Annotated in this window: 31 protein-coding genes and 1 other annotated feature; of the genes, 28 read left to right on the top strand and 3 right to left on the bottom strand. The window is 61.4% G+C overall.

Translation table 11 applies throughout. The annotated features are described in order from the left end of the window. Nucleotides 1–30 precede the first annotated feature (30 nt). From AACI_RS08995 to zapE, 23 genes are all read left to right on the top strand, one after another. A complete protein-coding gene (locus AACI_RS08995) occupies nt 31–996 on the top strand; it encodes a hypothetical protein (RefSeq protein WP_012811128.1) in 966 nt (321 codons plus the stop codon). Between the two features lie 229 nt (nt 997–1,225). Then, nucleotides 1,226–1,927, top strand: coding sequence for a RadC family protein (radC, locus tag AACI_RS08990; protein ID WP_012811127.1), 702 nt, complete (start codon nt 1,226–1,228; stop codon nt 1,925–1,927). A gap of 16 nt (nt 1,928–1,943) precedes the next feature. Next, a complete protein-coding gene (locus tag AACI_RS08985; RefSeq protein ID WP_008340921.1) occupies nt 1,944–2,978 on the top strand; it encodes a rod shape-determining protein in 1,035 nt (344 codons plus the stop codon). Between the two features lie 23 nt (nt 2,979–3,001). Continuing rightward, complete coding sequence (gene mreC / locus AACI_RS08980; protein WP_012811126.1) at nt 3,002–3,868, top strand: rod shape-determining protein MreC; 867 nt, start codon at nt 3,002–3,004, stop codon at nt 3,866–3,868. Next, entirely contained in the window at nt 3,865–4,386 is a 522-nt protein-coding gene (mreD, locus tag AACI_RS08975; RefSeq protein ID WP_012811125.1) for a rod shape-determining protein MreD, read from the top strand. Before mreC ends, mreD begins: the two co-directional genes overlap by 4 nt. A gap of 115 nt (nt 4,387–4,501) precedes the next feature. Further along, nucleotides 4,502–5,170 carry a septum site-determining protein MinC gene (locus tag AACI_RS08970; protein ID WP_245530516.1) on the top strand — a complete coding sequence of 223 codons (669 nt, stop codon included), beginning with the start codon at nt 4,502–4,504 and terminating at the stop codon, nt 5,168–5,170. Nucleotides 5,171–5,175: 5 nt separating this feature from the next. Beyond that, entirely contained in the window at nt 5,176–5,970 is a 795-nt protein-coding gene (gene minD / locus AACI_RS08965) for a septum site-determining protein MinD (RefSeq protein ID WP_041707469.1), read from the top strand. 60 nt (nt 5,971–6,030) lie between these two features. Then, on the top strand, nt 6,031–6,897 hold the full coding sequence (locus AACI_RS08960; RefSeq protein ID WP_012811122.1) for a murein hydrolase activator EnvC family protein: 867 nt from the start codon (nt 6,031–6,033) through the stop codon (nt 6,895–6,897). Then, nucleotides 6,894–7,802 (top strand): site-2 protease family protein, encoded by a 909-nt coding sequence (locus tag AACI_RS08955; RefSeq protein ID WP_012811121.1) that lies wholly within the window; start codon nt 6,894–6,896, stop codon nt 7,800–7,802. The genes AACI_RS08960 and AACI_RS08955 overlap by 4 nt, the downstream gene beginning before the upstream one ends. 15 nt (nt 7,803–7,817) lie before the next feature. Further along, nucleotides 7,818–7,898: a sequence feature (ribosomal protein L21 leader region), on the top strand. A gap of 10 nt (nt 7,899–7,908) precedes the next feature. Continuing rightward, the gene (gene rplU, locus AACI_RS08950) at nt 7,909–8,223 is read left to right on the top strand and encodes a 50S ribosomal protein L21 (protein ID WP_012811120.1); all 315 of its coding nucleotides are present in this window, start codon (nt 7,909–7,911) and stop codon (nt 8,221–8,223) included. Further along, nucleotides 8,220–8,540, top strand: a complete 321-nt coding sequence (locus tag AACI_RS08945; RefSeq protein WP_012811119.1) for a ribosomal-processing cysteine protease Prp — start codon at nt 8,220–8,222, stop codon at nt 8,538–8,540. Before rplU ends, AACI_RS08945 begins: the two co-directional genes overlap by 4 nt. 59 nt (nt 8,541–8,599) lie before the next feature. Then, entirely contained in the window at nt 8,600–8,905 is a 306-nt protein-coding gene (gene rpmA, locus AACI_RS08940; protein WP_041707465.1) for a 50S ribosomal protein L27, read from the top strand. 75 nt (nt 8,906–8,980) lie between these two features. Then, nucleotides 8,981–9,439 (top strand): Spo0B domain-containing protein, encoded by a 459-nt coding sequence (locus AACI_RS08935; RefSeq protein WP_012811117.1) that lies wholly within the window; start codon nt 8,981–8,983, stop codon nt 9,437–9,439. 4 nt (nt 9,440–9,443) lie between these two features. Further along, a complete protein-coding gene (obgE, locus tag AACI_RS08930; protein WP_012811116.1) occupies nt 9,444–10,724 on the top strand; it encodes a GTPase ObgE in 1,281 nt (426 codons plus the stop codon). Further along, a complete protein-coding gene (locus AACI_RS08925) occupies nt 10,714–11,103 on the top strand; it encodes a Mov34/MPN/PAD-1 family protein (RefSeq protein WP_148213768.1) in 390 nt (129 codons plus the stop codon). The genes obgE and AACI_RS08925 overlap by 11 nt, the downstream gene beginning before the upstream one ends. Nucleotides 11,104–11,205: 102 nt before the next feature. Beyond that, entirely contained in the window at nt 11,206–12,162 is a 957-nt protein-coding gene (locus AACI_RS08920; protein ID WP_012811114.1) for an ATPase, T2SS/T4P/T4SS family, read from the top strand. A 7-nt stretch (nt 12,163–12,169) separates the two neighbouring features. After that, on the top strand, nt 12,170–13,189 hold the full coding sequence (locus AACI_RS08915) for a type II secretion system F family protein (RefSeq protein WP_245530513.1): 1,020 nt from the start codon (nt 12,170–12,172) through the stop codon (nt 13,187–13,189). 20 nt (nt 13,190–13,209) lie between these two features. Then, nucleotides 13,210–13,578, top strand: a complete 369-nt coding sequence (locus AACI_RS08910) for a competence type IV pilus major pilin ComGC (RefSeq protein ID WP_012811112.1) — start codon at nt 13,210–13,212, stop codon at nt 13,576–13,578. Nucleotides 13,579–13,582: 4 nt separating this feature from the next. After that, complete coding sequence (locus tag AACI_RS08905; protein WP_012811111.1) at nt 13,583–14,056, top strand: pilus assembly FimT family protein; 474 nt, start codon at nt 13,583–13,585, stop codon at nt 14,054–14,056. Next, nucleotides 14,044–14,391, top strand: a complete 348-nt coding sequence (locus AACI_RS16585) for a hypothetical protein (protein ID WP_041707464.1) — start codon at nt 14,044–14,046, stop codon at nt 14,389–14,391. Before AACI_RS08905 ends, AACI_RS16585 begins: the two co-directional genes overlap by 13 nt. Nucleotides 14,392–14,440: 49 nt before the next feature. Beyond that, nucleotides 14,441–14,800 (top strand): hypothetical protein, encoded by a 360-nt coding sequence (locus AACI_RS08895; protein ID WP_245530508.1) that lies wholly within the window; start codon nt 14,441–14,443, stop codon nt 14,798–14,800. A gap of 370 nt (nt 14,801–15,170) precedes the next feature. Next, nucleotides 15,171–15,737: a shikimate kinase gene (locus tag AACI_RS08885; protein ID WP_245530506.1), complete on the top strand. Its 567-nt coding sequence runs from the start codon at nt 15,171–15,173 to the stop codon at nt 15,735–15,737. A gap of 51 nt (nt 15,738–15,788) precedes the next feature. Then, nucleotides 15,789–16,673, top strand: a complete 885-nt coding sequence (gene zapE / locus AACI_RS08880; RefSeq protein WP_245530504.1) for an AFG1/ZapE family ATPase — start codon at nt 15,789–15,791, stop codon at nt 16,671–16,673. Nucleotides 16,674–16,686: 13 nt separating this feature from the next. Here the strand turns inward: zapE and AACI_RS08875 are convergent, their stop codons facing one another. Continuing rightward, nucleotides 16,687–17,577 carry a YqhG family protein gene (locus AACI_RS08875; protein WP_012811105.1) on the bottom strand — a complete coding sequence of 297 codons (891 nt, stop codon included), beginning with the start codon at nt 17,575–17,577 and terminating at the stop codon, nt 16,687–16,689. After that, the gene (locus AACI_RS08870) at nt 17,574–19,292 is read right to left on the bottom strand and encodes a DEAD/DEAH box helicase (RefSeq protein WP_012811104.1); all 1,719 of its coding nucleotides are present in this window, start codon (nt 19,290–19,292) and stop codon (nt 17,574–17,576) included. Before AACI_RS08870 ends, AACI_RS08875 begins: the two co-directional genes overlap by 4 nt. Nucleotides 19,293–19,383: 91 nt before the next feature. On the opposite strand from AACI_RS08870, the gene gcvT reads away from it, so the two are divergent. The 3 genes from gcvT to gcvPB are packed head-to-tail and all read left to right on the top strand — an operon-like array spanning nt 19,384 to nt 23,309. Continuing rightward, nucleotides 19,384–20,487: a glycine cleavage system aminomethyltransferase GcvT gene (gene gcvT, locus AACI_RS08865; RefSeq protein WP_012811103.1), complete on the top strand. Its 1,104-nt coding sequence runs from the start codon at nt 19,384–19,386 to the stop codon at nt 20,485–20,487. Between the two features lie 6 nt (nt 20,488–20,493). Beyond that, nucleotides 20,494–21,849 (top strand): aminomethyl-transferring glycine dehydrogenase subunit GcvPA, encoded by a 1,356-nt coding sequence (gene gcvPA, locus AACI_RS08860; protein ID WP_012811102.1) that lies wholly within the window; start codon nt 20,494–20,496, stop codon nt 21,847–21,849. Continuing rightward, on the top strand, nt 21,846–23,309 hold the full coding sequence (gene gcvPB / locus AACI_RS08855; protein WP_012811101.1) for an aminomethyl-transferring glycine dehydrogenase subunit GcvPB: 1,464 nt from the start codon (nt 21,846–21,848) through the stop codon (nt 23,307–23,309). Before gcvPA ends, gcvPB begins: the two co-directional genes overlap by 4 nt. Here gcvPB and AACI_RS08850 read toward each other — a convergent pair. Further along, nucleotides 23,294–23,872, bottom strand: a complete 579-nt coding sequence (locus tag AACI_RS08850; RefSeq protein WP_012811100.1) for a histidine phosphatase family protein — start codon at nt 23,870–23,872, stop codon at nt 23,294–23,296. The two genes, gcvPB and AACI_RS08850, sit on opposite strands and share 16 nt — an antisense overlap. Before the next feature lie 101 nt (nt 23,873–23,973). Between AACI_RS08850 and aroQ the strand changes: the two genes are divergently transcribed. Both aroQ and efp read left to right on the top strand, forming a co-directional pair. Continuing rightward, a complete protein-coding gene (gene aroQ, locus AACI_RS08845) occupies nt 23,974–24,414 on the top strand; it encodes a type II 3-dehydroquinate dehydratase (RefSeq protein WP_012811099.1) in 441 nt (146 codons plus the stop codon). Nucleotides 24,415–24,440: 26 nt separating this feature from the next. After that, the gene (gene efp, locus AACI_RS08840) at nt 24,441–24,998 is read left to right on the top strand and encodes an elongation factor P (RefSeq protein ID WP_012811098.1); all 558 of its coding nucleotides are present in this window, start codon (nt 24,441–24,443) and stop codon (nt 24,996–24,998) included. Nucleotides 24,999–25,227: the final 229 nt, after the last annotated feature.

Raw genomic sequence — 25,227 nt, 5'->3', positions numbered from 1 at the left:
ATCACGTGAAACGGCCGGGAGGCGGTCGAATTGAACGCATCGAACCCGATTCACAGCCACGGAAATCGCAAGCCGCCATCGCACACGGTTCGCGTCCGGATGGGGACGCAGACCTGGACCGTTCCCGATCGCGGCACCGCTTCGGAGGAAGACGAACCGGTGCTCCGGATCGAGCGCCGCCGCGCCCCCATCACCCTCACCGCGATGCGCGCGCGGATCGAGGAGGCGCGATCGCCGTCGACTTCGCGCTCGCGCCTGAACCGCGCCGTCGCGGCCATGCGAGAATGGATCCTTCCGCCGGGAGAAGGGCGCTTTCAAGCCGGGCTGAAGACTGGATTGGCGAGTGGGATGATGCTCGGCTCCCTGGCGCTCGTTGGATTTCATCAGCTTGCCGCACCCGTGGCCCATGTGCCGGCCATTCGAACGGAAGCGCGTGGATCGTCGACCGGTGCGGTGGCAAGCCCTTCGACGCCCGTGGCGTATCCTGGGCTGTCCATCGAGGTCGCCATCCCGCTGCGCTCGTCTGGGGGTTCAGCATGGCTCGCGCTGACGCCCGTTGGCATCCGCCACTGGTTTCAGGAGGCTCGTCTGCGCCCTGGTGACTATGACATCCAGGCGGTTCGTCTGCGCGCGGGCGCGGCGATGCTTCCGGGGGTACTTCCACAAGCTGCGGTGAATCAGGACGAAAACGCGCTCGCTCTCGCGGAAAGCGCGCTGTTGGCGGCCGTGTCCTGGGCGGCCGACGGGGGGAGGCAGGAGGATGCCGAGCGAGCGCTCGCGAATGCTCTCGCCATCCCACCGACGACGTGGAGCGGGTGGCCAAATGGTGAGGGCCGCTTTGGGACGGACCTCTATCAGGCGCTTCAGGGCATGCGGACCTCGGTTCATCAGGGTGCCGCGCGCCGCTGTGAATCGCAGGCGGTGCGCGCTTTGAACGACTGGCTCCACTTGTGCGGATGGCCCGGCCTCGTCGAGTTGTCGAAAATGAGCCATTGACGAACGGTGTCGAACATGTTCACAATAGTACCGTCGCGGTATGCTCGCGGTGTGAACCGATGAGACCTGTCGCGATGCCGTTGCAGGTTTCGTAGCGCTTTCGATCCGTCCGGACGCACCGGACCCTTTTTTTGGGTTTTCAACTTCCGTACCATCATTTTTACCGAAGCCGTTTGTCCCATTCCGCTCGTTTCCGTATGCTCAGGGCATCCGCGGGAGACGAGGTGGGATGGACGTGGACTGGGATGTTTGTGTTGCGTCGGAGTTGGAGGATGGACCGCGCGAGCGCCTGATGCGGCTCGGACCGAGCGCGCTGCGCGTGGACGAGCTTTTGGCCTGCATCATGCAGTCGGGCAACGGGAAGCAGAACGTGTACGAGATCGCGCAGTCGCTCTGTCGACATCTGGGCGATCTCGACAGGCTTGCGGATCTCGAGGTGGCGGAGCTGTTGAGCGTGCCCGGAATCGGGCCGGCGAAGGCCGTTCAAATCGCGGCGGCGGTCGAGTTGGGACGTCGCGTGGCCCGAAAGCCGCCGGGCGAAAAGCGGCAGATCCGCACCGCGGAAGACGCCGCAAAGTATGTCATGGACCGACTGAGGTATCTTAAAAAGGAACATTTTGTAACTCTTCTTTTGGACACGAAGCATCGAGTCCTGGCTGAAGATACGTCGTCCGTGGGCAGCCTGGATGCTTCTATCGTACATCCGCGCGAGATCTTTCGCCGCGCGATCCGCATCAGCGCTTCGAGCATCTTGTGCATACATAATCACCCCAGTGGCGACCCATCTCCTAGCCCTGAAGATATTGCGGTCACAAAGCGTCTCGTCGAGGCGGGGCGGGTGCTCGGCATCGAGGTGCTGGACCATATCGTGATTGGCGACGGGCGATTTGTCAGTTTGCGCGCGGAAGGGTATTTGGATTCTACTTCATGAGAGGAGTCACGGTTGAATGTTTTCCGTAAGGGATATGGGTGTTGATTTGGGTACGGCGAACACGCTGGTCTACGTGAAGGGCAAGGGCATTGTGGTCCGCGAGCCTTCGGTCGTCGCCATTCGCACGGACACCGGCAGCATTGAGGCCGTGGGCGCCGAGGCGAAGCAGATGATCGGGCGCACGCCGGGCAACATCGTGGCGGTCCGGCCCATGAAGGACGGCGTGATCGCCGATTTTCAGACCACGTCGGCCATGCTGCGCCACTTCATCCGCCAGGCGATGAAGACGAAATCGTCGTGGTCCGGGAAACCCCGCGTGATGATCAGCGTTCCGTCCGGCATCACCGCCGTGGAGCGGCGCGCTGTCGAAGATGCGGCTCTCGAGGCCGGCGCCAAGGACGCGCAGGTCATTGAGGAGCCGATGGCTGCCGCCATCGGTGCCGGGCTGCCGGTCGGTGAGCCGACGGGCTCGATGGTGGTGGATATCGGCGGCGGCACGACGGAAGTGGCCATCATCTCCCTCGGCGGCATTGTCACGTCGAAGTCGATTCGCGTGGCAGGCGACGAGATGGACGAGGCCATCATCCAGTACGTGAAGAAGACGTACAATCTGATGATCGGGGAGCGAACGGCCGAGGACCTCAAGATTCAGATTGGGGCAGCCGACGATCTCGACGAGGAGCGTTCGATGGAAATCCGCGGCCGAGATCTGTTGACCGGGTTGCCTCGGAACGTGACCATCACGTCGAAGGAAATCAGCGAAGCGCTGTCCGACACCGTGCTCGCCATCGTGGACGCGGTGAAAGTGACGCTGGAGAAGTCCCCGCCGGAGTTGGCTGCCGATATCATGGACCGCGGCATCGTCCTCACGGGCGGCGGAGCGCTGCTTCGCAACCTCGACAAGCGGCTGGCCCGGGAGACGGGCATGCCGGTCCTCGTCGCGGAGAACCCGCTCGATTGCGTGGCCATCGGTACGGGGAAGGCACTGGATAATTATGACGTGTACCGCAAACGCTCGGCCGCCATGCGGCGCGCCCAAGGCAGGGCGTAAGGTGACGGAGAAGAGGGATACCCGTGTCCCGATATTTGACGAGTCGCCGGCTGTTCCTGTTCCTCGGCAGCCTCATTGTCCTCATGATCATCGCGGGACTGACGCTGTCGCAGACGGGACGCCGCGCGACCTTTCCAGAGCGCGTGTTGATGGACATCCAGAGCGCCGTGTCCGGAATCGTGTATCGGCCTGTGAGCAAGCTGACGGGGTTTTTTGCGGGTCTGTCGAATCTTCGCCAAATGTACGAAGAGAACGCGGCGCTGAAACAGGAGATGGAGAATTACCAAGCCCTGCGCGCCGAACTCGCGGATGCTCAAGCGGAGAATCAGCGCCTGGAGACCATGCTCCATTTCTATCGCCGCACGGTCAACCAGCTGCATGAGATTCCGGCTGTGGTGGTGGGACGCGAGCCGTCAGAATGGAACTCGGCCCTCACCATCGACGTGGGCAGCGCGAACGGCGTGCAGCCGAACATGGCCGTGGTGGCACCGGACGGGAGTCTCGTTGGGCGCGTGGACACGGTGAGCGCGCACAGCGCCAGGGTGGTGCTCATCACCGACACAGAACTGGGAGATGGCGTCTCCGCCCTCGTTGAGGCGAGCCACATGCAGCCGTTCGGCGTGGTCACCGGGTCCACCACGAGCCCAGGTGAGCTCAACCTGGACTTCCTCGGCCAGATCATTCAATTGCCTTCCTCTCAACTGGTGGGCGATGAAGTCGTGACATCGGGGCTCGGCGACGTCTTCCCCCGGGGGCTCGTGATTGGCACCATCACGAAGGTGATCTACGGGGCGCACAACACCGCCAAATCTGCGATCGTCCAGCCCGCAGCTCAGATGGACTTCTTGCAGGACGTATTCGTCGTGCGGGAACAGGGGAGTTCACCGTGAAGGCCGCGATCGCGTTCGTGACCCTATGGATCGGCCTGATTCTCCAGGCCACGCTGTTCGAGATTCCGCCGATGGACGTCATTCATCCGGATTTCGTGCTGGTGATCCTCGTACTACTCGCGCTGTTCCGGGGCGCGAACCTGGCGATGGTCTTCGGGATTGCGATTGGCCTCATCCAGGATGTCTGCTATGGGCCATTCATCGGACTGAACGCATTCGCGTACGGACTGACCGCCTATATCGCAGCGGCGGTCTTCAGTCAGTTCATGCAGAAGAATCTTGCCATCGCCTTCCTGACCACCATGGGTCTCAGCTTTGTGCATTCGTGGTTGACCTACGGTTTCATGCGCTTGTTCGAATTGACCAGCGACTCCATCCAGTACGCGCTGTCTGCGTCGCTGCAGGCGATGATCGTAAACGGTGTGGTGGCGCTCGCCCTGTATCCGGTGTACAGAGCTTGGTTCACCCGCCCTCGACGGCGCAGATACGATTCTTTGCACGCTGCGGATTCGCCCTGAACTCGCTGATTTCGTTGATCGGAAGGAAATCGGCGAATTCAGGGCGAATATTGCCTGTTGGGCGATCGCGCCATCCTGGAGGGAGCAGCCGTTGATTTTAGAGAGTGAGCCGCTGATGGATCATAGGCCTCCGGTGACTGTGAAGGGCACGCGCGAAGGACTCACGTTCTTGCTCGATGAGCGAGCGGACGTGGAACGCGTCTGCGCGTATCTCGAGACCCTCATCACGGGCGAAACCGGAAAGCTGTTCGAAGGCCCCACTGTGGACGTGTACGTCGATTACGGCAAGCGATCCTTGACCCCCCAGGAGACCTGGCGCATTCTCGACGTGTTCCGGAAGCGAGACAACTTCCTGGTGAGGGCTTGGGGCAGCGCTCCGGAGGCGCGCGACGCTTCGCGCCGTCACCATGAGGCGCGCGCGCAACATATCTATCACGGCTTGGTGCGTTCAGGGCAACCCCTGTCCTTTGACGGGGATGTGGTGATCATCGGGGATGTGAACCCGAGCGCCGTGGTGGAAGCGACAGGAGACATCTACGTGTTCGGCCGCCTGCTGGGCATCGCGCACGCGGGCGTGGGCGGCGATGAAACGGCGATCGTCGCGGCCGCAGAGTTTGCGCCGATGCAAATTCGCATCGCAGATGTGGTCAGCCGTGCCCCCCAGATGCGCGCGACGATGGAGTACGCCTATCTGGAAGGCCGAGAGATGCGCGTGGCGGAGATGAAATACTTTCTTCCGTGGCACAAACTCCGAAAACGTTCCGGTCGTGAAGAGCGAAGGTGATGCGAGTGGGCACCGCAATTGTGATGACATCCGGCAAAGGCGGCGTGGGCAAGACCACGACCACGGCCAATGTGTCGACGGCGCTCGCCCTCCTTGGGAAAAAGGTGTGTATGGTGGACGCCGATATTGGGCTGAGGAACCTTGACGTCGTGATGGGGCTGGAGAACCGGATCATCTACGACATCGTCGACGTGGCCAACGGCGATTGTCGACTCGAACAGGCGCTCATCCGCGACAAGCGATTCGAACACCTCGTCTTGCTCCCGGCCGCGCAGACCAAGGACAAGCGGGCGCTCTCCGTCGAAAAAATGGTTGAATTGGTGAACGAACTCAAGCAGTCGTTCGATTTCGTGATGATCGACTGTCCCGCAGGGATCGAGGAAGGGTTTCGGGTGGCCGTTGCGCCGGCCGACATGGCTATCGTCGTCACGACCCCGGAACACACGGCGGTGCGGGATGCGGACCGCGTGCTCGGGCTGTTGGAGCGGGACAAGGTCGGGGAGCCAAGGCTTATCGTCAATCGCATCCGTCCGGACATGGTGAAGCGCGGAGACATGTTGGATATTGACGAGATCGTCCAGGTTTTGGGTTGCGATCTCCTCGGCGTGATTCCGGATGACGAACGGGTCATCCGAAACAGCAACCGCGGCGAACCCGTCGTGTTGGACACGTCCGTCCCCGCCGCAACGGCGTATCGCAACATCGCAAGGCGGATCCTCGGCGAATCCGTCCCGCTCATGCACCTCGAAGAGAAAGCGGGACTTTGGGGTCGATTCCGCAAGTGGGTGGGCGGCCGCTGAAAAGCCACGTGCATACCTGTCCTCCTCATCGCGTACAGATGTGGTGAGAGGAGGACGGGTATGCCACGAAATCTCGGAGCCTGGTCGTGGAAACGACAGGAGCCCTCTCGGGCGGACGATTCGAACGGTTCTGAGGCCGATGCTCGCCAGGCGCCAAGTCGGTGGACGACGGGCGACTCAGGTGGCGGGGACTGGCCGGAGTCGCCGCTTTCCCCATACGGGTCAGCGGACGACGACGGGGGAATTCGGCAGGTCGAGAGCGCGGCCTGGCTTCGCCCGGTGCGATTGCGCTCCCCGAGATCCGCGCGCGGATTTCAGCCTCATGCGGCCGGAAAAAAGGGCGCGGCGCGCGGAACGCCTCGGTTGACCTGGCAGCTGTTTGGTGCGCTGGTGCTCGTGGCCGCGGGCTACGCGCTGGAACACGATCCGCGGATTCCTTCGTCCATCGCCGCGCATGCCGTCGATGCGTTCGATGCGGACTACACGTCTCACGTGCAGCCTGCGCTGGATCGCCTGTTGGCTTCGCTCCGCGTCCGCCCCATCTCGCTCGGCGTGGTTCAGGCTGCGGGCATGCGGGCGCCCGTCTTCGGTCGCGTGATCCAGGGCTACGGCCCCAATCATCCGGAAGTCTGGGTGCAGGGAGATGCTGGCGATCCGGTGCAGGCAGCGGCGCCTGGGACCGTGTTGGGCGTGTATCAGACGGGTCACACGTATTTGGTGAAGATCGATCACGGCATGGACGGGATCGCGCTGTACGGCGGCTTGGGTTCCGTCGCGGTGCACCCGGACGATGTCGTCCTCGCCGGGCAGGAGATTGGGACCTTGCCCAGCCGCCCCGCTCATCCCGTGTTTCAATTTTCGCTCGAGAAAGACGGAAAATATGAGAATCCACAGCGATGGATATCGTTTGCAGGAGGCAGCGCATGACGTCCGGCAGGGCGAGGGCTGTGCGCCAGGGGGCGCGGGTGAACATTCACCCGCTCTTTGTGTTGTCGGCCTTTGCGGCGTGTGTCGCGCATATGGCCCTCCAAGTGGCCATCCTGTTCCTATGCGTCCTCCTGCACGAACTGGGTCATGCGGCGGTGGCGCGCGCGTTGGGCTACAAGGTTGAAGCCATCGAGCTTTTGCCGTTTGGTGGCGTCGTGAAGCTCGCGAACGGCGATCTTGGGTGTGTTCCCCGCCACGAAGCGTTGGTCGCCATCGCCGGGCCTGCGGTCAACCTCGGGCTGGGATGGCTAGGTCTCACGCTCGCGGCGAGCGGCGTTTCGTCGTCGGAAGCTTACCGCGCCTGGGTGGCGCTCAATCTGTGGCTCGCTGTGTTCAATCTGCTTCCCTGCCTTCCCTTGGACGGCGGGCGGCTGTGGCGGTCGAGCCGAAGCCGCAGCGTAGGGTACGCGCGCGCGACGGAAGGAGCGTACCGGATGGGCTTTGTGATCGCAGCGTTGCTCATGACGCTCGGCGTGATCGCATTCTTTGCCGGCAGGCCGCACATCGGCGCGCTTGTCCTTGGCCTATTTCTCGCCGTCTCGGCATGGCAGGGCCTGAGGGACGTGCGCGTGGACATCGTTCGCTTTTTGGACGCGAAGCGCAGGCGCTCGGAACCTGTCGCACGCGCGCGCGCGCTCGTGGCGCGGATAGATACGCCGGTTCGCCATGTTGTCCGACAGTTTGCGCCGGATCGCGTCCACATGGTGTACGTGCTCGATGATCAGGACCGGGTGATCGACATCGTGGAGGAAAGGGACATTGTCGAGGCCGTGTTTGCTGGGAAGTGGGACACGCCGGTGTCCGAACTGTCGAATCCTGGCGTTGTGGATGTTTCAAAGTTGTGATACAATGCTACGAGTGCATCACTGTAACCGCATGCCGCCGGCTTTCAAAGGCTGCGCGCCTTGCAGCCTGCCGGAGCAGCGAGTCTGAGTGAAGGAGCGTTGTCGGATGTACGCGATTGTGGAGACTGGTGGGAAGCAGTACAAGGTGAGCCAGGGCGACACCCTCGTCGTGGAGAAGCTCGAGGGTGAGGTCGGATCGGAAATCGTCTTGGACAAGGTCCTTCTCGTTCAGAACGAAGGCCAGGTCCAGGTGGGCTCGCCTTATCTTCAAGGGGCGAAGGTCGTCGCGAAGGTCGTGGAACACGGCCGAGGCGAAAAGATCATCGTGTTCAAGTACAAGCCCAAGAAGAATTACCACAAAAAGCAAGGTCATCGTCAGCCGTACACCAAGCTCACGGTGGAGTCCATTCAGCTCGCATGATCGAGCTTGACGTCCTCCTGCGCGGTGAAGGGCTGGAGGGCTTTCGCGTTCGCGGTCACGCGGGTTACGCGGAGGCGGGGCGCGATATCGTCTGTGCGGCCGTCAGCGTGTTGGTGTACAATTTCATCAACTCGGCGGAGCGGTTTGCGGATACGCCCCTCGAGGTGCGAGATCGAGGCGATGAATTGTTGTGTCGCTTTCCTCCGGCGCTGAATTCACGCGCAAAGTTGTTGTTCGACAGCATGCTGTTCGGGATCGAACAGGTCGCGGAGCAGTACCCGGACCATGTGCGCATTCGGCGCGTTCGTGCGCGCTGATCCGTAGTGCGTACATCGCTCCGCATGGGATAGAAGAGCGACGGAAAGGATGATCCATGATGTTGCGACTTGATTTGCAGCGTTTTGCGCACAAGAAGGGCGCTTCCTCCACGCGGAACGGCCGCGACAGCATCTCCAAGCGACTGGGTGTCAAGGAGCCCGATGGAAAGGTCGTGCACGCTGGCAGCATCCTGGTGCGGCAGCGCGGCACCAAAATCCATCCCGGCCGCAACGTCGGCATCGGCAAGGACGACACGCTGTTTGCGAAGATCACGGGGCAGGTGCGCTTCGAGCGGTTCGGCAAGGGCAAGAAGCGCGTGAGCGTCTATCCAATCGCGAGCGAGGCGGAAGTCGTCGGCAAGTGACGAAAGTCTGCGGCGAGGCAGTCTGTGCGCAACAGCGTGGCAGATTGCCTCTTTTCTGTTGAAGGAGGGAGGTCCGTGTCTCACGGCTTGGAACGCGGGACCGGTCTCGAAGCGTTTCGCCGACATCGGCACGACGTTCTGAATCAGCTGCAGATCGTTCGGGCGCTCATTCAGATGAATCGGGCCGATCGCGCGATCGCGGCCATCGACCGACTTGCCGAGTGGCTGCAATCGCTCGGTCGCGTGCAGCAAGCAGTTCTGCCAAGCGCAGAACTCATGGTATGGACGCTTGCGAGCTGCCCTCATGTCGTCGTGGCCGATATTCTTGTGGAGGAGGCGCCTGGAGACGATTCGGTTGAGCAGTGGACCTCGTTCTTGACCGAGCTCGAAGAGCGGCTCGCACTCGATGGTCGTCAGCTTCGGATCAAGCTCATTGTCAACGCGAAGACGCTTCGGGTCGAGTGGGACGCTCATGATCTCGAGGTCACGGACTGGCCAGCTCGTTATCCGCGGATTTCCTTTGCAAGGGGGTGATGGTGTGTTCGTCGATCACGCGGTGATTTACGTGAAAGGCGGGAACGGCGGCAACGGCATTGTGTCGTGGCGTCGCGAAAAATACGTGCCCCGAGGTGGCCCCGCGGGTGGCGACGGGGGCCGCGGCGGTGATGTGGTCCTCGTGGTGGATGAGGGGCTCCGCACGCTCGTCGATTTTCGGTATCAGCGTCACTTTAAGGCGAAGTCCGGCGAACCGGGTGGTCCAGCGAATCGCCACGGAGCGGACGGCGAGGACCTCGTGATCAAGGTTCCCCCGGGAACCCTCGTGCGCGATCGCGATACAGGGGAGTTTCTGGGAGACCTCGTTCGGCCGGGAGACCGGCTCGTGGTGGCGAGAGGCGGCCGTGGGGGGCGGGGAAACGCGCATTTCGCGAATTCCGTTCACAAGGCCCCCGAAATTGCTGAGAAGGGAGAGCCCGGAGAAGAGCGCGTGATCGAGCTCGAACTTCGGGTGTTGGCGGACGTTGGGCTCGTTGGATATCCTTCGGTCGGCAAATCCACGCTGCTTCGCGCGATGACGCGCGCCGAGCCAAAGGTGGGAGCGTATCCTTTCACCACGCTTCATCCCGAGCTCGGCGTGGTTGAACTGTCGGATGGCCGTTCGTTCGTGATGGCCGATTTGCCCGGGCTCATCGAGGGCGCACATGAGGGCCGCGGGCTCGGCCATCAATTTCTGCGGCACATCGAGCGAACAAAGGTGTTGGTCCATGTGATCGACATGGCCGCTGTGGACGGCCGCGATCCCGTCGAAGATTACCGCATCATCGAGGACGAGCTTGCAAAATACCGCGCCGAACTTGCCGACAGGCCTCGCGTCGTGGCGGCCAACAAGATGGATCTGCCCGATGCACAAGAGAATTTAGCTCGTTTTCGGGCCGCATATCCGGACCTTGAGGTTTATCCAATCTCCGGCGCGACCCATCAAGGACTTCAACCGTTCGCCGAGCGGCTTTATGAGCTGGTGCAGGCCACGCCCGCGCCCACTTCGGCAGAAGCCGCGTCCGCGGACGAATCGACGCGCAAAGTCTATCGCCTAGCGGATGAAGAGCCGCTAAAGATTTGGAAAGAGGACGGCGTATTTGTCGTCGAGCATCCTGAGATCGAGAAACTTGTGCAGATGACCAACTTCGATCAGTACGATGCCGTAAAACGATTCCAGCGCATTATGAAATTGCGTGGCGTGGACGACGCTCTGCGTGCCCACGGTGCGAAGGACGGCGACGTGATTCGCATTGGGGATATGGTGTTCGACTTTGTGGATTGAAGTTACACCCTCCTTTCCTGAGAAACTGAGGCCATCTTTGGAGACGCATGTTCGGCAATGCTTGCCGTTTGAATGCGCGGGGCTGATCGTGATCTCTGAGGGCCGGACGTGGGCCATGGCGCTGCCCATCATGGCAAGCGCCATGGGATTCGCGGTCGAGCCGAGCGCGTGGATCGAGATGCTTACGAGCCTGCATCGCCGTGGTATCGAGATCTGGGCCACGTATCACAGTCATCCTGGAGGACAACTGCGGCCGAGTGGTCGCGATGACGCCCTTCGCTGGACCTCAAAACGGCTCCTTCTGCTTGCTCCGTTTGGTGAACAAATTGCCATCGCCCAGTATGAGTGGACTGCGCCCTCCGACCATCGGTCTTCATAATCGCCACCCCCGTTTTACAAAATCATCAGAAAGATAAATTCCAGAAAACAGGAAGTCGCGCTCGTTTCGCGAATTCTTCGGGCGAAGGGAGCGTGAGGACCCATGGATCGATTTGCAGCGGTTCAAGTCGTGGATGCGGTTCTGAGCGCCGCGATTCGCGCGTGCGCGAGCGACGTTCATCTCTACCTGATGAATGGGCATTTGGAAGTCTCGTTTCGCATCGGCGGGAAGATGGTGCCGTTTATGAGCGGAATCGCGTTTGCAGAGGAGACCGTCCGTCGTCTCAAAGCATTGGGACGCATGGATGTCACCGTCAGGCACCTGCCGCAGGAAGGCAGCTTTCAATGGATGGCAGACGGGAAAGTGGCACACATTCGCGCTTCTTCTGTCCCTATCTTCGGCGGGGAGTCCCTCGTCCTGCGCCTCTTTCATCCGGGGCTTTCAGCGCACCTGCTCGAGGAACTCGGTCTCTCTCACGAATCGCTGTCTCGCGTTCGCGGGTGGTTGCAACGTGATAGCGGGTTGATCGCGCTCGCAGGCCGTACTGGAGCCGGAAAAACCACCACGGCTTACGCGATGTTAGAACACTTGCTCAACCAGGGCCGGACCGTGTTTACCATCGAGGACCCTGTGGAGGTTCGCGTGCCTGGATGTCGCCAGGTCGAGATTCAGGAAAAGCACGGTCTCACGTTTGATTCGGCGCTTCGAGCCATGGTCCGGCAGGATCCCGACGTCATCTTCATCGGTGAGGTACGCGATGAGGTCTCGGCGGCGGCAGCGTGCCGGGCCGCGATGACCGGGAGACTCGTCATTGCGACGGTTCACGCCCGCAGGCCGATGGGCGTGACGTCGCGCTTTCTCGACTTGGGGATTCCGGTGTCCATCCTGGAAGAAGTGTTAAGTGGGGTTGTGTTTGTCGAGCCTGCGGGCCACGGTGGCCGAACCTATCGCGTCCTGGGAGTGGAACGCCTATTTCATCATGACAACGGGCCGCAGGTGATTTCGGGGCGCGTGACGAGGAAGTCTAGGGTGGGGAAAGGCTTTGCGTCGGCGCACTAGAATTCGTTTGCGTCGCGCTCTGGCGCGATTGGCCCGCATGCCTCGCATCGAGCGCGAGATCGCCTTGTGGATGATGGAGTTTTCGCGGATGCTCCAGTCGGGGGTAGACGTCCGCTTGGCCGCTGCGACGCTTCGTTCGAGCGGCGCGTATGTCGGCGGGGTTCTATCGGAAGCCGTCCTAGAACAGGTGGAACGCGGTCAGCCTTTGGTGGAGGCGTTCTCCGTCTGGATTCGAGAGATGGATTGGATGAGCCTCGCGGCGGCTGAACGAGCCGGGGTGTTTGCAGAGGGGATGGAGCGCGTTGCGGCGCGCACGATGGATCGCGTGCGATGGCGTCAGGCGCTTGTGAAGCAATTGACGTATCCGTTGATTCTCTTGTGTGGTACGTATGGGCTCTTTGGTTTCATGATGGTCGCGGTTCTCCCTACGCTCCAGAAACTTGCCGCGCTGACTCCAGGAGCGGCAGCGCACCGAGGTCTGACTCCGACGACCATCGCGGGCGCATGCTTGCTGATCCTCACCGCAGCGCTTCTCATGGTCACCGTTGCCCATCTGGTGAAGAGTCGCTGGCCATCCGCGCCCATCCGCCCGCCGTTCGACCGGCTCATTCGCAGAATTCGCACGGAGCGTCTTGCGGATCAACTTGCTTCGCAACTCGAGGCCGGAATTGGGGCGTGGGATGCTGTGGCGTGGATTGCAGGCCGGCGTGGCGGGCTCGGTCGCCACATGCGGGAGGTACATGAACGACTCCGGCAAGGTACCTCCCTTTTTGAAGCGTTCGCGTCGGTTGGACACGTGCTCGATCCTCTCTTTCTGACACTCGTCGAGGTGGGAGAAATCACAGGCGAGGTAGCGGACCGGCTGCGAGAAGGGCAGCGCATCATGCAATTGGACGTTGCTCATCGGTTAGAGTCCATCGCACAAATGGCAGAGCCCATTGCCGTGGGCGTGATGGGTCTCGTGGTTGGTGTCTTGGTGTATAGCCTCATGGTGCCGATGTATCAGGCAATTGCGCGCCTGTCGTAAGTTCGAGGAGGTGTGATGATATGCAACGGATTCCGCAAAGGAAGGTTTGCCGCCCTGTAGGAAGAACCACAGGGTTTAGCTTGATCGAGATCATGATCGCCGTCGTGATCATCGGCATTCTGATTGTGATGATCACACCGCAGCTGTTGCGGGCGTCTGGAAGGGCTCAAAACACGGCGTGCGCAGGCAATGTGCGGACCATCTCCGCCGCGTTGGCCGAGTACCAGCTGATCCACGGGCAACTGCCCGCTGGCAATTCGACTCAACAAATTCAGGCGCTCGTCTCCGACGGCTTGCTTTCCAACGACGCGTTGTCTGGCAATTACGTCATCCAGGATTCGGACGCGAACAACATCGCCGTGACGTGCCTGTCCCCTGGAGGGATGTGACTGGATGGGTGACGTTTTTTGCCGACATTTCCGTCCGGGAGACCATGGGGGATTTTCGCTGCTTGAAGTCATGGTGGTTCTCTCCCTTTCAGCCATTTCTGTCGTGATGCTGACGGGATCTCTGGTCTCGTTGGAAAGGGGCATGGCACTTCGGGCGACGGCTTCGACGTTATTGGCCCAGCTGCGAGCCATGCAAAACCTGGCTTCCACGAGTGATAGCTTCACAGAGGTGTGGCTGGACCCCTACGATACGGGCTATCGGCTTCTCCAAGGTACTCAGACGCTCGAGTCGGACGCGTTCGCCCTAGGGGTGAACTATGTCGACGGGTACCTTCAATTGCCGGTGCACGTCATCTCGTACGACAACCTCGGCAACGCGCAGGTGGCCGGCGTGATCCGGCTAACCGATGGGCAGCGCGAAGACGATGTGCGTCTCTATATGGGCACAGGGTGGCAGACGGGAGGATGGACTGCGTGACGCTATGGGAGAACCTGTTTGCAGCGCTGATTCTGGTGATGTTGATTCCGGCGATCTGGATGTCTCAGACACACGCTTACCTTGTTCTGGAGAAAGCTGTCTCGATGCAGCAGGTCGAAGCGGCGGAGGTACGCGTGATGGAGGATGTGATGCATGGCAGTTCGATTCCACAGACCGTGCAGGAAGCCGGTCGCGTGTACGCAGTCCACTGTGCACAAGTGCCGGATACGCAGGCTGCGGCGTGCCAGGATCAAATCGTTACGCTCGATGTGGGCACAAGTGCCGTGCATACGATCGTCATCCCGACATGCAACCGAGGGATTTTCGCTTCTTGAGACGATGGTCTCGCTTTCCATCGCCTCGCTCGTCCTTCTGACGTGTTCGATGACGGCGATCGCTGTACTGAGAGGCGCAGGCCGCGTAAGTCAGGTCGCCGAGGATTGGGCAATTTTGGACAGTGTGCGGCGCGTCACCTTGGAAGACGCTCACGCGGCGTCGAGCGCGAGTGCCTTTGGGGGAAGCCTCGTGCTTCGGGAAATGAGCGGGGCTCTCTATACCTACTATCTGAATTCCAATCACCAACTCGTCCGTGTCAAGGCAGGAGGTGGAACGGCCGTGATTGCGACCGATGTCCGGGCCTTCTCGGCTTCGCAGAAATCCGCTTCGACGGGATGGTTGCTCACGATATCTGTTCAAACCATGGACGGCGAGAGCCTGTCGTGGGACGTCGGGAATGGGGGGTGACGCATCGCGATGGCCTATCGCTACGGCTCGGGTCAAGCATCGGGGTTTGTGTTGTGGTATGTTTTGGCTTGCACTGCCGGTCTGGCGCTGATCGCTGCCGCGACGATGGTGACGGGTTCGCTCGCGCTCCGTTCCGAGGCGAGGAACCTGAGTTTTCTTCAGTGTCGGGCTATTGCGTTCGCGCTGGCTCGATCGGTGGAAGACGTGTTAGCGCAAGGGGGGCACTTGCCAACGTCCTTTCAGGCTCGCGTGGCAGATCATCTGGCGGTTCTGACAAGTTCAACCTCGGGTAGGCAGGTCAGCGTTTCGATCCGAGTGACAGAGGGTACAGTGTCGGATACAATGTCCTTTGTGTACGACACGAGCGCGCGTGGCGTGGTATCGTGGCAAGACAACGGCCCTCGGTCATGATGGAGTGATGGGAACCTTGCGTGTGGCGTTGGTAGGTTTTATGGGGTGTGGAAAATCGACCGTGGGTCCAGTCCTTGCGCGCCGCCTTGGATTTGAATTCGTCGATCTCGACCTCGACATTCAGAAGACGGCCGGAAGAACGATCCCGGAGATTTTTGAGCAGGATGGCGAGTCGTCATTTCGCGCACTCGAATCGGAGTGTTTGGCGCGATGCGCTCGCCGGTCTCACCTGGTGGTGGCCCCAGGAGGGGGCGTCGTGATCGTGCAAGCCAACCGTCGCCTTTTGCGCACTCATTTCCATGTCGTCTATCTCCGCGCGCGGCCGACGACCCTCGCGGAGCGCCTTCGGGGGGAAGCCGAACACCGCCCTATGTTGCGAGGGCATCCGCTCGAAGACAGGATCACGCGCTTGTTGGGCGAACGTGGAGCGTTTTACCATGAAGTCGCGTCGCAGATTGTCGATGTCGATGGAAAATCCCCTGAAGCTATCGCTGAAGAAATTTCAAATGGCCTGAAATCGACCTAAAGGGGCGAAAGCCACGTGCAGCATATCGGAGGCATCCTCCCGCATTCACACGTGTCGGCCGACCTCTACGATGTTTCGTACTTTCTTCGGGAGATCCCGGAGCTTCAGGAGGCATCGCTTGCCGAAGAGACCATTGTGCGCCACAGTGCCTTGCTTTACGAGTATTTGCGTCAGAAGCGGATCTGCGAGCAGTGCACGGGGTTTGAGCGCTGTGGCAAGGCGGGCGACATGCGTGGTTTTGAGCAAGTTCTGGAAGTGAGTTCCCGCGGTCTGGCGACCCGCGTTCGCCGATGCATGCCGTTCAAGGAGTACGTGGTCAAGGAACGCGTGCGCCGATATGCGCAGCTGGCGGGTGTCACAGAGATTGGGGACGAGTTTCGTTTTGAGAACTTCCCCGAGGAGCAGGCCAGGAAGTATCCCAAGGTGGTGAGATATGCGCAGGAATTCGCGCGTACCTGGAGCCCGCAGGAGGCCCCGCGGGCTGGGCTGTACTTGTTCGGGCCTCCGGGCGTGGGAAAGACGCATCTCATGTTCGCCGTGTTTCGCGAGTTGCAACGGCGCGGCGTGCCGTCTTTGGTCGTTCGGTCGGATTCCCTGTTCGATCATATGCGGCACGTCATCGCGGCGGGGGAAGATCTGGAACCGTTTCTCGAGACGCTTTCCACGGTGCCTGTTCTCGGGATCGACGAATTCGCACAGGAACGAGCGAACGAGTTCAGCATGGAGAAGCTGTTTCGAGTCATCAATTACCGGTTTCATCACAAACTGTCGACGTGGTTTACCAGCAATTTTAGTCCTCCCGATGCGTATCGGCGCGGAGTTGACGATCTCCTTGACACGGTCGCGCCCCTGCGATCTCGCGTGATGAGCATGTGCATTCTGGTCAAAATGGACGGACCGGACGCTCGTCAGCGAAACCTCCGCACCTTGGTCTGAAGGGTCAAGGGCGTCATGGGCGTGCTCGCTGGACGCGCAGGCCGACGAGGGCCACCTGATGAATGCGACACTCGATCCGCGGCGCGCTTTTTTCGATCAGCGCGGCCTGCTTCCGATCCCGCTCTTGCAGGACCGGGACGCGCTCTTCATCCGTGAGCTCATCCAACAAGCTCTCATAGTAGGCGGACAACTGGGCGAGATCGCCGTGGAGACGAGCCATCGCTTCCTCGGCCCAACCATCGTCCTGCGCGGCAACGTGATCGGCGAGCGCACGCTGAAGCTTCCTCCATGCGTCGTGAACCGTGTGGCAACTGTGACGGAGAAGGTCTGACGCAGGGACACCCGATAGGTCCCGGTGTTGAATGCGTTCGTAGAACCGGTCGACGACTTGCAGGTTGTCCAAACATATGGCGTAGGAGAACCATTCCTCGCGGTTGAGGTCTGCCGTATAGGCGAAGACGCCGTTGGCCATCATCCAGGGCACGAGTTCGCCTCCCGCGTTCCCTTCTCGCACGCTGGCGATCCGGCCGCGCCGAGCGGCGCTCAGCAGAATCCTGTCGAACAGAGGGCTGCCGAAGTCAATGCGTTCGACGCGTCGTTTGAGGCTCCAAGGGAACGGCGCAGGGGGCTGTTCTGCGTTCAGGCGGGCCTCTTCTCGCGCCTGCGCCTCGGCGTCGAATGCCAAGCGCAGGACCGTCGGTTCGACCGATTGACGCGTAGCTTCCACCCACATCCAGTAGAAGGGCCGCTCGATGAGTTCCTTGTCCACGTCGACGGGAAGCTCGTACTCCCGGTACATGGGACGCGCGACGAGCGTGCGAGCCCCCACGGATGTGAAGTATCGGTCGCAGAATGATAGCCTTTGTTCGGGGGTTCGCAGCGGCGCTTGGATCTCGGCGTTCAACGGCGACGAGCACCTCCTTTTTGCATCATGAGATCTTCCACCTGGATGGACTTGAGCTGGGTCACGAACTCCTCGTCGTCGCGGCTTGTCATGGCTGCTTCGAAGATGCGCTTCTCCCAGAGATCCAATCGGACGTCACTGACAATGTCATCGAGTCGCCCGATCACGGCCTCAAACATGCGAACCTTCTCTTGCAGGATTTCCATGATGTGTTCTTCAATGGTGTCCTTCGTCACGAGGTGCGCGATGTGGCACGCGTGCGTTTGGCCGAGACGATGGATGCGCCCGATGCGCTGTTCAAGCCGCATCGGATTCCAGGGGAGGTCGTAATTGATCATGTGGTGACAAAACTGAAGATTGATGCCTTCTCCGCCGGATTCGGTGGCCACCAGCACGCGGATCTTCTTCGAGAACAGCTCCCGCATCCAGTCTTTCTTGCCCCGGCGGAAGCCACCTCGAAACGGCACCGCGCTGATCCCATGTTTCTTCAGCGTGTACATCAAGAAATCTTGCGACGCTCGGTACTCCGTGAAGATGATGATCTTTTCCGGCGCATCCTCCAGCATCTTGAGCACGGCCTCCACCTTGGCGTACGACGGGATGGAGGTTCCCTGTTCAATCAGCGACTGCAGGCATCGGGCGCGATCGGGATCGCGCGCCTTCTTCAACATCTTCTCCAGCGACAGAAGCGCCGCGTACGCGGAACTGCAGATCTCGCGCTGCAGCGTGATGAGCGGGAGAATGGACGTGCGGGCCGTTTGCGAACGCTCAAACTCGCTCCTTAAAAACGCCTGAACGGCTTCGTAAAACGCGCGTTCCTCAGGCGTCAATTCGACAGGCACCACGCGCACGTGACGCTTGGGTAGCTCGAGCGATCCGTCCTCTCGGCGGTTTCGGATCATGACCCGGCTGATGGTCTGACGCAGGGCCGCGGGATCTTTGGGCGTCCGGGGGCTCGCGACGAACCGTTCGGCAAATTCCGCAGGATTGCCGAGTTCTCCAGGCTTGAGTAGGGTGACCAGGGTGTGCAACTCCTTGAGCTGATTCTGGATGGGCGTCGCCGTGAGCAGGAGCATGTATTTGTGTTGAAGTTGATTCAGCAACTGCCAGTTCTTCGTACTCGGGTTTTTCAGCTTGTGCGCTTCGTCGACGATGATCATGTCCCACCATTGGGCTTGAACCCGTTCGGCGTGCGGGGGCCGCTTGGCCGTGTCGATGGAGGCAACGACGACGCCCTCCGCCTCCCATGTCCATTCGTCGCGCTGAGGAATCGCGTCGATGCGAAATTTCTGGTTCAACTCCTTGGTCCACTGCGACACGAGGGACGCTGGCACAAGGACGAGTGCCCTGCGGACGAGCCCTCTCACGAGATATTCCTTGAGAACGAGCCCCGCTTCAATTGTTTTGCCGAGCCCCACCTCATCTGCAAGGATGGCTCTCCCGCGCAGATCGCGCACGACCCGGAGAGCAGTTTCTACCTGATGCGGCAGCGGCGTGAACTGCACGTGTTCCAGGGCGAGCAGTTGGTCAAACGTCGGTGCAATCCAAGCCTGACGCGCCATCACGCCGAGGCGGAAAAGCTCCCAATCGGCGTCTCGGGTCCCTCGACCCACGTGGAGGAGCGCCTCGAGTTCCGCTTCCACATCCAATCCGCTGATGGAAAACGACCACGGGCGATCACTGGCGCTCAAAGACTCGTTTGCGAGTTCTCGCACGTCGACCCCCTCCTCGTCTTGTTCTGCTCGCTACAGTCATGTAGTATGTGACAGGTGATATCGATTCTTGCGCCCAAGGACGGTGGCGATATTGGGGAAGCGAACGCCGCTTTATGATCTCCACCTTCGCTTCGGGGCTCGCATGGTGGAGTTTTCCGGATGGGAGATGCCCGTGCAATACACGAGCATCTTGGACGAGCACCGTGCGGTTCGCACGGATGTCGGGATGTTTGACGTATCCCACATGGGCGAGATCGAGGTGTCCGGGCCTGATAGTTTTTCGTTCTTACAGCACCTTTTGACGAATGATCTGGCTCGGCTGAGGCCAGGTCGGGCGCTGTACACGCTCATGACCGACGATCGCGGCGGTACCCTCGACGATCTGCTGGTGTATCAACTGGGCGACGACCGGTTCTGGCTCGTCGTCAATGCCGCCAACCGGGAGGCGGATGTAGCTTGGCTCAGGGACCACATCGAGGGGGCCGGCGTGACGGTGACAGATCGGTCGGATGACGTGGCGCTCCTCGCGGTTCAAGGGCCGCGCGCCGCGGACCGCCTCGAACAGTTGGGGCTCTTGGTCGGTTCTTTGCGTCCCTTTTCGTTTACGAGCGCTCGTTTTCAAGAGGGCGAGATCATGGTCTCGCGGACAGGCTACACGGGCGAAGATGGCTTCGAGTTGTATACCGATGGCGAGACGGCTCGCAAGTTGTTTGAGGCGCTTCAGGCGCTCGGCGTCACGCCGTGTGGTCTCGGGGCGCGTGACACCCTTCGGCTGGAGGCGTGTCTGCCGCTGTATGGCCAGGAGCTTCGGCGGGACGTCACGCCTCTTGAAGCTTCGCTTGCGCCGTTTGTCAAATTCGACAAGGGCGACTTCATCGGCCGCGAAGCGCTCCTGTCGCAGGCGGAAGCGGGGCCGAGCCGGCGACTCGTGGGGGTGGAGATGGCGGATCGCGCCATTCCTCGCACAGGTTATGCGGTATTCCGAGGGGAGCAGAGGGTTGGCGAGATCACGTCCGGGACGTTGTCGCCCACGCTCGAACGCCCCATCGGGCTCGCGCTGGTGAACGCGTCCGCTGCGGCCGTGGGCGAGACGCTCGAGGTCGAGATCCGTGGAAAAAGGCATGTTGCGCGCGTGGTACCGATTCCGTTTTATCGGCGCCCGAAGGTGAGCTCGTCATCCGCCAAGGAGGAGTGATCATCGTTGTCGCGTTTCGGTTATCTTCCGCATACGGACGAGGACCAAGAGGAGATGTTGCGGGCGCTCGGCATTGAGCGCGTCGAGGAGTTGTTCCGTGACATCCCGCCTTCCATTCGGCTGACCTCCGCGCTCGATCTGCCCAGGCCCATGCCCGAACTTGAACTCGGCAAGCACATGGAGCAGCTTGCGGCGCAAAATCGGCATCTCGGTCAGCTGGTGTCCTTCCTCGGCGCAGGTGCCTACGAGCACTACCAGCCGAGCGTGGTGGATGCCATCATCTCCAGGTCCGAATTCTACACCTCGTACACGCCGTACCAACCGGAGATGAGCCAGGGCTTGCTCCAGGCCATCTTCGAATACCAGACGATGATCGCGGAACTGACGGGAACGGACGTCGCCAATGCGAGCATGTACGACGGCGTGACTGCCCTCGCCGAGGCGGCGCTCGTCGCGTGTCAGCACACGCGGCGGGAAAGGGTCGTGGTCTCCGCGACGCTGCATCCAGAAGCTCGCAGGGTGCTTCAGACCTATGCCAACGGCCAGACCATCCGGCTTCAAGAGGTCCCGCACCGCGACGGCCGGATCGACATGGAGTCGCTGGCGGCGTCGGTCGACGAGGACACAGCGTGCGTCTGCGTGCAGTATCCGAACTTCTTCGGTGCCATCGAGGATCTGCGCGCGATTGCCGAAATTGCGCACGCCCGGGGGGCGCTCCTCGTCGTGCAGACGTACCCGATTGCGCTCGGGCTCCTGGAGGCGCCCGGCGCAATGGGGGCGGACATCGTCGTCGCGGAGGGTCAACCGCTCGGCATCAACCTGTCGTACGGTGGACCGTATCTCGGCGTGATGGCCGTTCAGGAGTTCCTCATGCGGAGGATTCCAGGGCGCCTTGTCGGCGAGACGACTGACGCCGACGGGCGGCGCGGATTCGTGCTCACGCTCCAAGCGCGCGAGCAGCACATTCGCCGGGAAAAGGCGACCTCGAACATCTGCACGAATCAGTCCCTCTGCGCGATCGCGGCCACGGTCTTCCTGGCGTACATGGGCAAGCAAGGGTTGCAGGAACTCGCTCGTCAAAATTACCACAAGGCCCACTATTTCCGCGCCCGGTTGCTCGAGGTTCCGGGTGTCGAGCCGCTGTTTGATGCCCCCTTCTTCAACGAGTTCGCCGTTCGCGTAGCTCGTCCCGTCTCGAAGGTGCAGCGCGAAATGCTCGAGCGCGGCTATCTGTTCGGCTACGACCTCGGCAAGGACGATGCTTCGCTCGAAGGAGGCGTGCTGGTCGCCGTCACGGAAGTGAGGACGCGCGCGGACATGGACGGGGCTGTCGCCGCCATCAAGGAGGTGCTCGCGCAATGACGATTCAGCGGGAAGGGCTGGAGCCGCTGATCTTCGAGCTGAGCCGCCCGGGGAGACGGGCGTATGAGCTGCCGGAACTGGATGTGCCGGAGGCGGATCTGGCCGAGATCGAGCCGTATGTGCGCCGCGAGCCGGCTCGCCTGCCCGAGGTGAGCGAGGTCGACGTGGTGCGGCACTACACGGCGCTGTCTCAGAAGAATCACGGCGTGGACAGCGGCTTCTATCCGCTCGGGTCGTGCACCATGAAATACAATCCGAAGCGGAACGAGCGTTGGAGCCGGCTGGATGGCTTCGCGCGGCTTCATCCGCTGATGCCGGAGGAACTGGTGCAGGGCGCGCTCGCCCTGCTGCACGAACTGAGCGCGCACCTCGCGGTCATCACGGGCATGGACGCGGTCAGCCTGCAACCGGCCGCCGGTGCGCACGGCGAGTGGACGGGGCTCATGATGATCCGGAAATACCACGTCGATCGCGGCGAGACTGGTCGCGATCAGGTCATCGTCCCTGACTCTGCGCACGGCACCAATCCAGCCAGCGTGAGCATGGCGGGGCTGCGCGCCGTCACCATTCCGTCTCGGCCCGATGGCCGTGTGGATCTGGAGGCGCTGCGCCAGGCGGTGAGCGAGCGCACGGCCGCGCTCATGTTGACGAATCCGAATACGCTTGGGCTTTTCGAGCGCGATATCGTCGAGATCGCGCGCATCGTGCACGATGCGGGGGGTCTCCTGTATTACGACGGCGCCAACATGAACGCCATCTTGGGCTACGCGCGGCCCGGGGATATGGGCTTTGACGTGGTCCATCTCAATCTTCACAAGACCTTCTCCACGCCGCACGGAGGCGGAGGGCCCGGAGCCGGGCCGGTGGGCGTGAAGGCGTTTCTGGAGCCATACCTTCCGGTGCCTGTCCTGGAGAAGCGAGGCCATCAGTACGCGTGGAACTGGGATCGGCCGAAGTCCATCGGCAAGGTGAAGGGGTTTTTCGGCAATTTCGGCGTGCTGGTGCGCGCCTACGCCTACATTCGCACGCTCGGCGCCGAAGGGTTGAAGCAGGTGTCGGAGGCGGCCGTGCTGAACGCCAACTATTTGCTGCAGCAGTTGAAGTCCCATTTCGAGGCGCCCTATGAAGGGCCTTGCAAGCACGAGTTTGTGATCTCAGGCAAGAGGCAAAAGGCCCTCGGCGTCCGCACGCTCGACATGGCGAAGCGCCTCATCGACTTCGGCGTGCATCCGCCGACCATCTACTTCCCGCTCATCGTGGAGGAGGGCATGATGATCGAGCCGACGGAGTCGGAGAGCAAGGAGACCCTGGATCGCTTTGTCGAGATCATGCGCGAAATCGCTCGCGAAGCCGAGCAAGAACCGGAGGTCGTGCGCACGGCTCCGCATCGAACGATTGTGGGAAGGCTCGACGAGGTCAAGGCGGCGCGGCAGCCGCGACTGCGTCATCCGTTGGACTGACGCAGTGCGGAGAGGTCGGCCAGATGAGGCGTCTCGTTGACGCCGAGCGCGTGGAACGTATCTCCGATGACGGAGATCCGCGTGATGCTCGTGTTGTCGATGGTGGTGAAGTCGACGCCCATCCACCGAAGGACGGAGCGCACGACGCCCCCGTGGGTGGCGACGAGCACGCGCCCGTGCGGGTGTGCGCGCGCGATGTCTTTCAGGCATCGCACGACGCGTTCGGTGGCGTGCTCGGGCGGCTCTCGATCCGGCGCGCCGTTCGGGAAACGCCGCAGACTCTCGCTGCGGAGCAACCCCTCGGCTTGGCCGAAATAATGTTCGCGCAGGCACGGCCGCACGGTGATGGGCGCGCCGGTGGTGCGGCTCACCCGCCGCGCGGTCTCGAGCGCGCGTTCGAGATCGCTCGAATAGATATGGTCGATATGGACGGGCCGGAGCCAGGCGGCCAGCCGGTCGGCCTGTCGCCTGCCGACCTCGTTGAGCGGCACGTCGGTCCATCCCTGGACGCGCCCTTCGACGTTCCAGTCCGTCTCTCCGTGGCGAACGAGCCAGATTTCCATCCTGTGGCCTCCTTCACGACCAGTATAGCAAGGCTTTGCGCGGCTGTGTTACAATGGGAGCGGTTTTCTGGCTGGAACGGTTGGGACAAGGGGGGCGCGTTGTGGCGGATCGCTATATTCTGCTCGTTCACGGGCCCAACCTCAATCGGTTGGGCGTGCGAAAGCCGGAGGTCTACGGCCAGCGCACGCTGGCGGACGTGGTGGAGTTGGTCCGAAGCACGGCCCTCCCGTTCGGCTTTGACGTGATCGACCGACAGTCGAACCACGAAGGCGATCTCATCGACTTCCTGCAGCAGTACGGGTCTGGAGCGCACGGCATCATCATCAATCCGGGGGCGTTCGGGCACTACAGTTACGCGCTGCGCGATTGTCTGGAAGACATCGATCGGCCTACGGTCGAGGTGCACATCTCCAATGTGCACCGCCGCGAGCCGTTTCGGCACCAACTGGTCCTGAGTGACGTCGTCACGGGCCAGATTGTGGGGCTTGGCCTCGAGGGCTACCGGTTGGCGACGCTCGCTCTCTGCCAGCCGAAGCCGTGAGATGACAAAGTTGGAGGGCTTGACGCATGATTTCAAGCAACGACTTTCGCAACGGGACGACCATTGAGTACGATGGATCGGTCTGGCGCGTGATCGAGTTCATGCACGTGAAACCGGGCAAGGGCTCGGCGTTCGTGCGGACGAAGTTGAAGAACGTGAAGACCGGCGCGATTCGAGAGACGACGTTCCGCGCGGGGGAAAAAGTGCCGCGGGCGCGGATTGAGACGCGTGAGATGCAGTACCTGTACAACGACGGCGAGAATTACACGTTCATGGACACCGAGACGTACGAGCAGATCAACATCCCGCGCGCTCAGCTCGAGTACGAACTGAACTTCCTGAAAGAGAACATGAACTGCTTCATCGTTCAGTACCAGGGCGAGATCATCGGCATCGATCTGCCCAATACCGTGGAGCTCGAGGTCATCGATACTGAGCCGGGCATCCGCGGTGACACGGCGACGGGCGGCAGCAAGTCTGCGACAGTGGAGACGGGGTACACGCTGCAGGTGCCGTTCTTTATCAACGTGGGCGACAAAGTCGTGATCGACACGCGTTCGGGCGAATACGTGTCGCGCGCGTGAGTCAAAGGGCGCGGTGAAAAAGCCCGTGCGGCAGGTGGGATTCGCCTCCCGCACGGGCCTTTTCATGCCTTCTTTCGCATGAGGCTGAACACGAGCACCATCAAAAGCAGAAAGATCACCAGGAAGACGACGATCCATCGGACGATCAGAGACAGATCCACCATCGACCCTCCTCGCTCTTCTCCTCATTCAATGCAATCCCTTCACGCGGGGTTCCGACGAACCGGCG

Origin of the sequence: Alicyclobacillus acidocaldarius subsp. acidocaldarius DSM 446, from assembly GCF_000024285.1 — a bacterium.
GTDB lineage: Bacteria > Bacillota > Bacilli > Alicyclobacillales > Alicyclobacillaceae > Alicyclobacillus > Alicyclobacillus acidocaldarius.
Note: the sequence above shows the minus strand (reverse complement) of the source record. Positions and strands in the feature narration are given on the sequence as shown.

Bases quoted from the DNA above. Each gene is read 5' to 3' on its own strand.
- radC (WP_012811127.1), top strand. From the start codon at position 1,226: ATGGACGTGGACTGGGATGTTTGTGTTGCGTCGGAGTTGGAGGATGGA.
- AACI_RS08985 (WP_008340921.1), top strand. From the start codon at position 1,944: ATGTTTTCCGTAAGGGATATGGGTGTTGATTTGGGTACGGCGAACACG.
- AACI_RS08970 (WP_245530516.1), top strand. From the start codon at position 4,502: ATGGATCATAGGCCTCCGGTGACTGTGAAGGGCACGCGCGAAGGACTC.
- AACI_RS08960 (WP_012811122.1), top strand. From the start codon at position 6,031: ATGCCACGAAATCTCGGAGCCTGGTCGTGGAAACGACAGGAGCCCTCT.
- AACI_RS08955 (WP_012811121.1), top strand. From the start codon at position 6,894: ATGACGTCCGGCAGGGCGAGGGCTGTGCGCCAGGGGGCGCGGGTGAAC.
- rplU (WP_012811120.1), top strand. From the start codon at position 7,909: ATGTACGCGATTGTGGAGACTGGTGGGAAGCAGTACAAGGTGAGCCAG.
- AACI_RS08945 (WP_012811119.1), top strand. From the start codon at position 8,220: ATGATCGAGCTTGACGTCCTCCTGCGCGGTGAAGGGCTGGAGGGCTTT.
- rpmA (WP_041707465.1), top strand. From the start codon at position 8,600: ATGTTGCGACTTGATTTGCAGCGTTTTGCGCACAAGAAGGGCGCTTCC.
- AACI_RS08920 (WP_012811114.1), top strand. From the start codon at position 11,206: ATGGATCGATTTGCAGCGGTTCAAGTCGTGGATGCGGTTCTGAGCGCC.
- AACI_RS08910 (WP_012811112.1), top strand. From the start codon at position 13,210: ATGCAACGGATTCCGCAAAGGAAGGTTTGCCGCCCTGTAGGAAGAACC.
- AACI_RS08905 (WP_012811111.1), top strand. From the start codon at position 13,583: ATGGGTGACGTTTTTTGCCGACATTTCCGTCCGGGAGACCATGGGGGA.
- AACI_RS16585 (WP_041707464.1), top strand. From the start codon at position 14,044: ATGGACTGCGTGACGCTATGGGAGAACCTGTTTGCAGCGCTGATTCTG.
- AACI_RS08895 (WP_245530508.1), top strand. From the start codon at position 14,441: ATGACGGCGATCGCTGTACTGAGAGGCGCAGGCCGCGTAAGTCAGGTC.
- gcvPB (WP_012811101.1), top strand. From the start codon at position 21,846: ATGACGATTCAGCGGGAAGGGCTGGAGCCGCTGATCTTCGAGCTGAGC.
- AACI_RS08850 (WP_012811100.1), bottom strand. From the start codon at position 23,872: ATGGAAATCTGGCTCGTTCGCCACGGAGAGACGGACTGGAACGTCGAA.
- efp (WP_012811098.1), top strand. From the start codon at position 24,441: ATGATTTCAAGCAACGACTTTCGCAACGGGACGACCATTGAGTACGAT.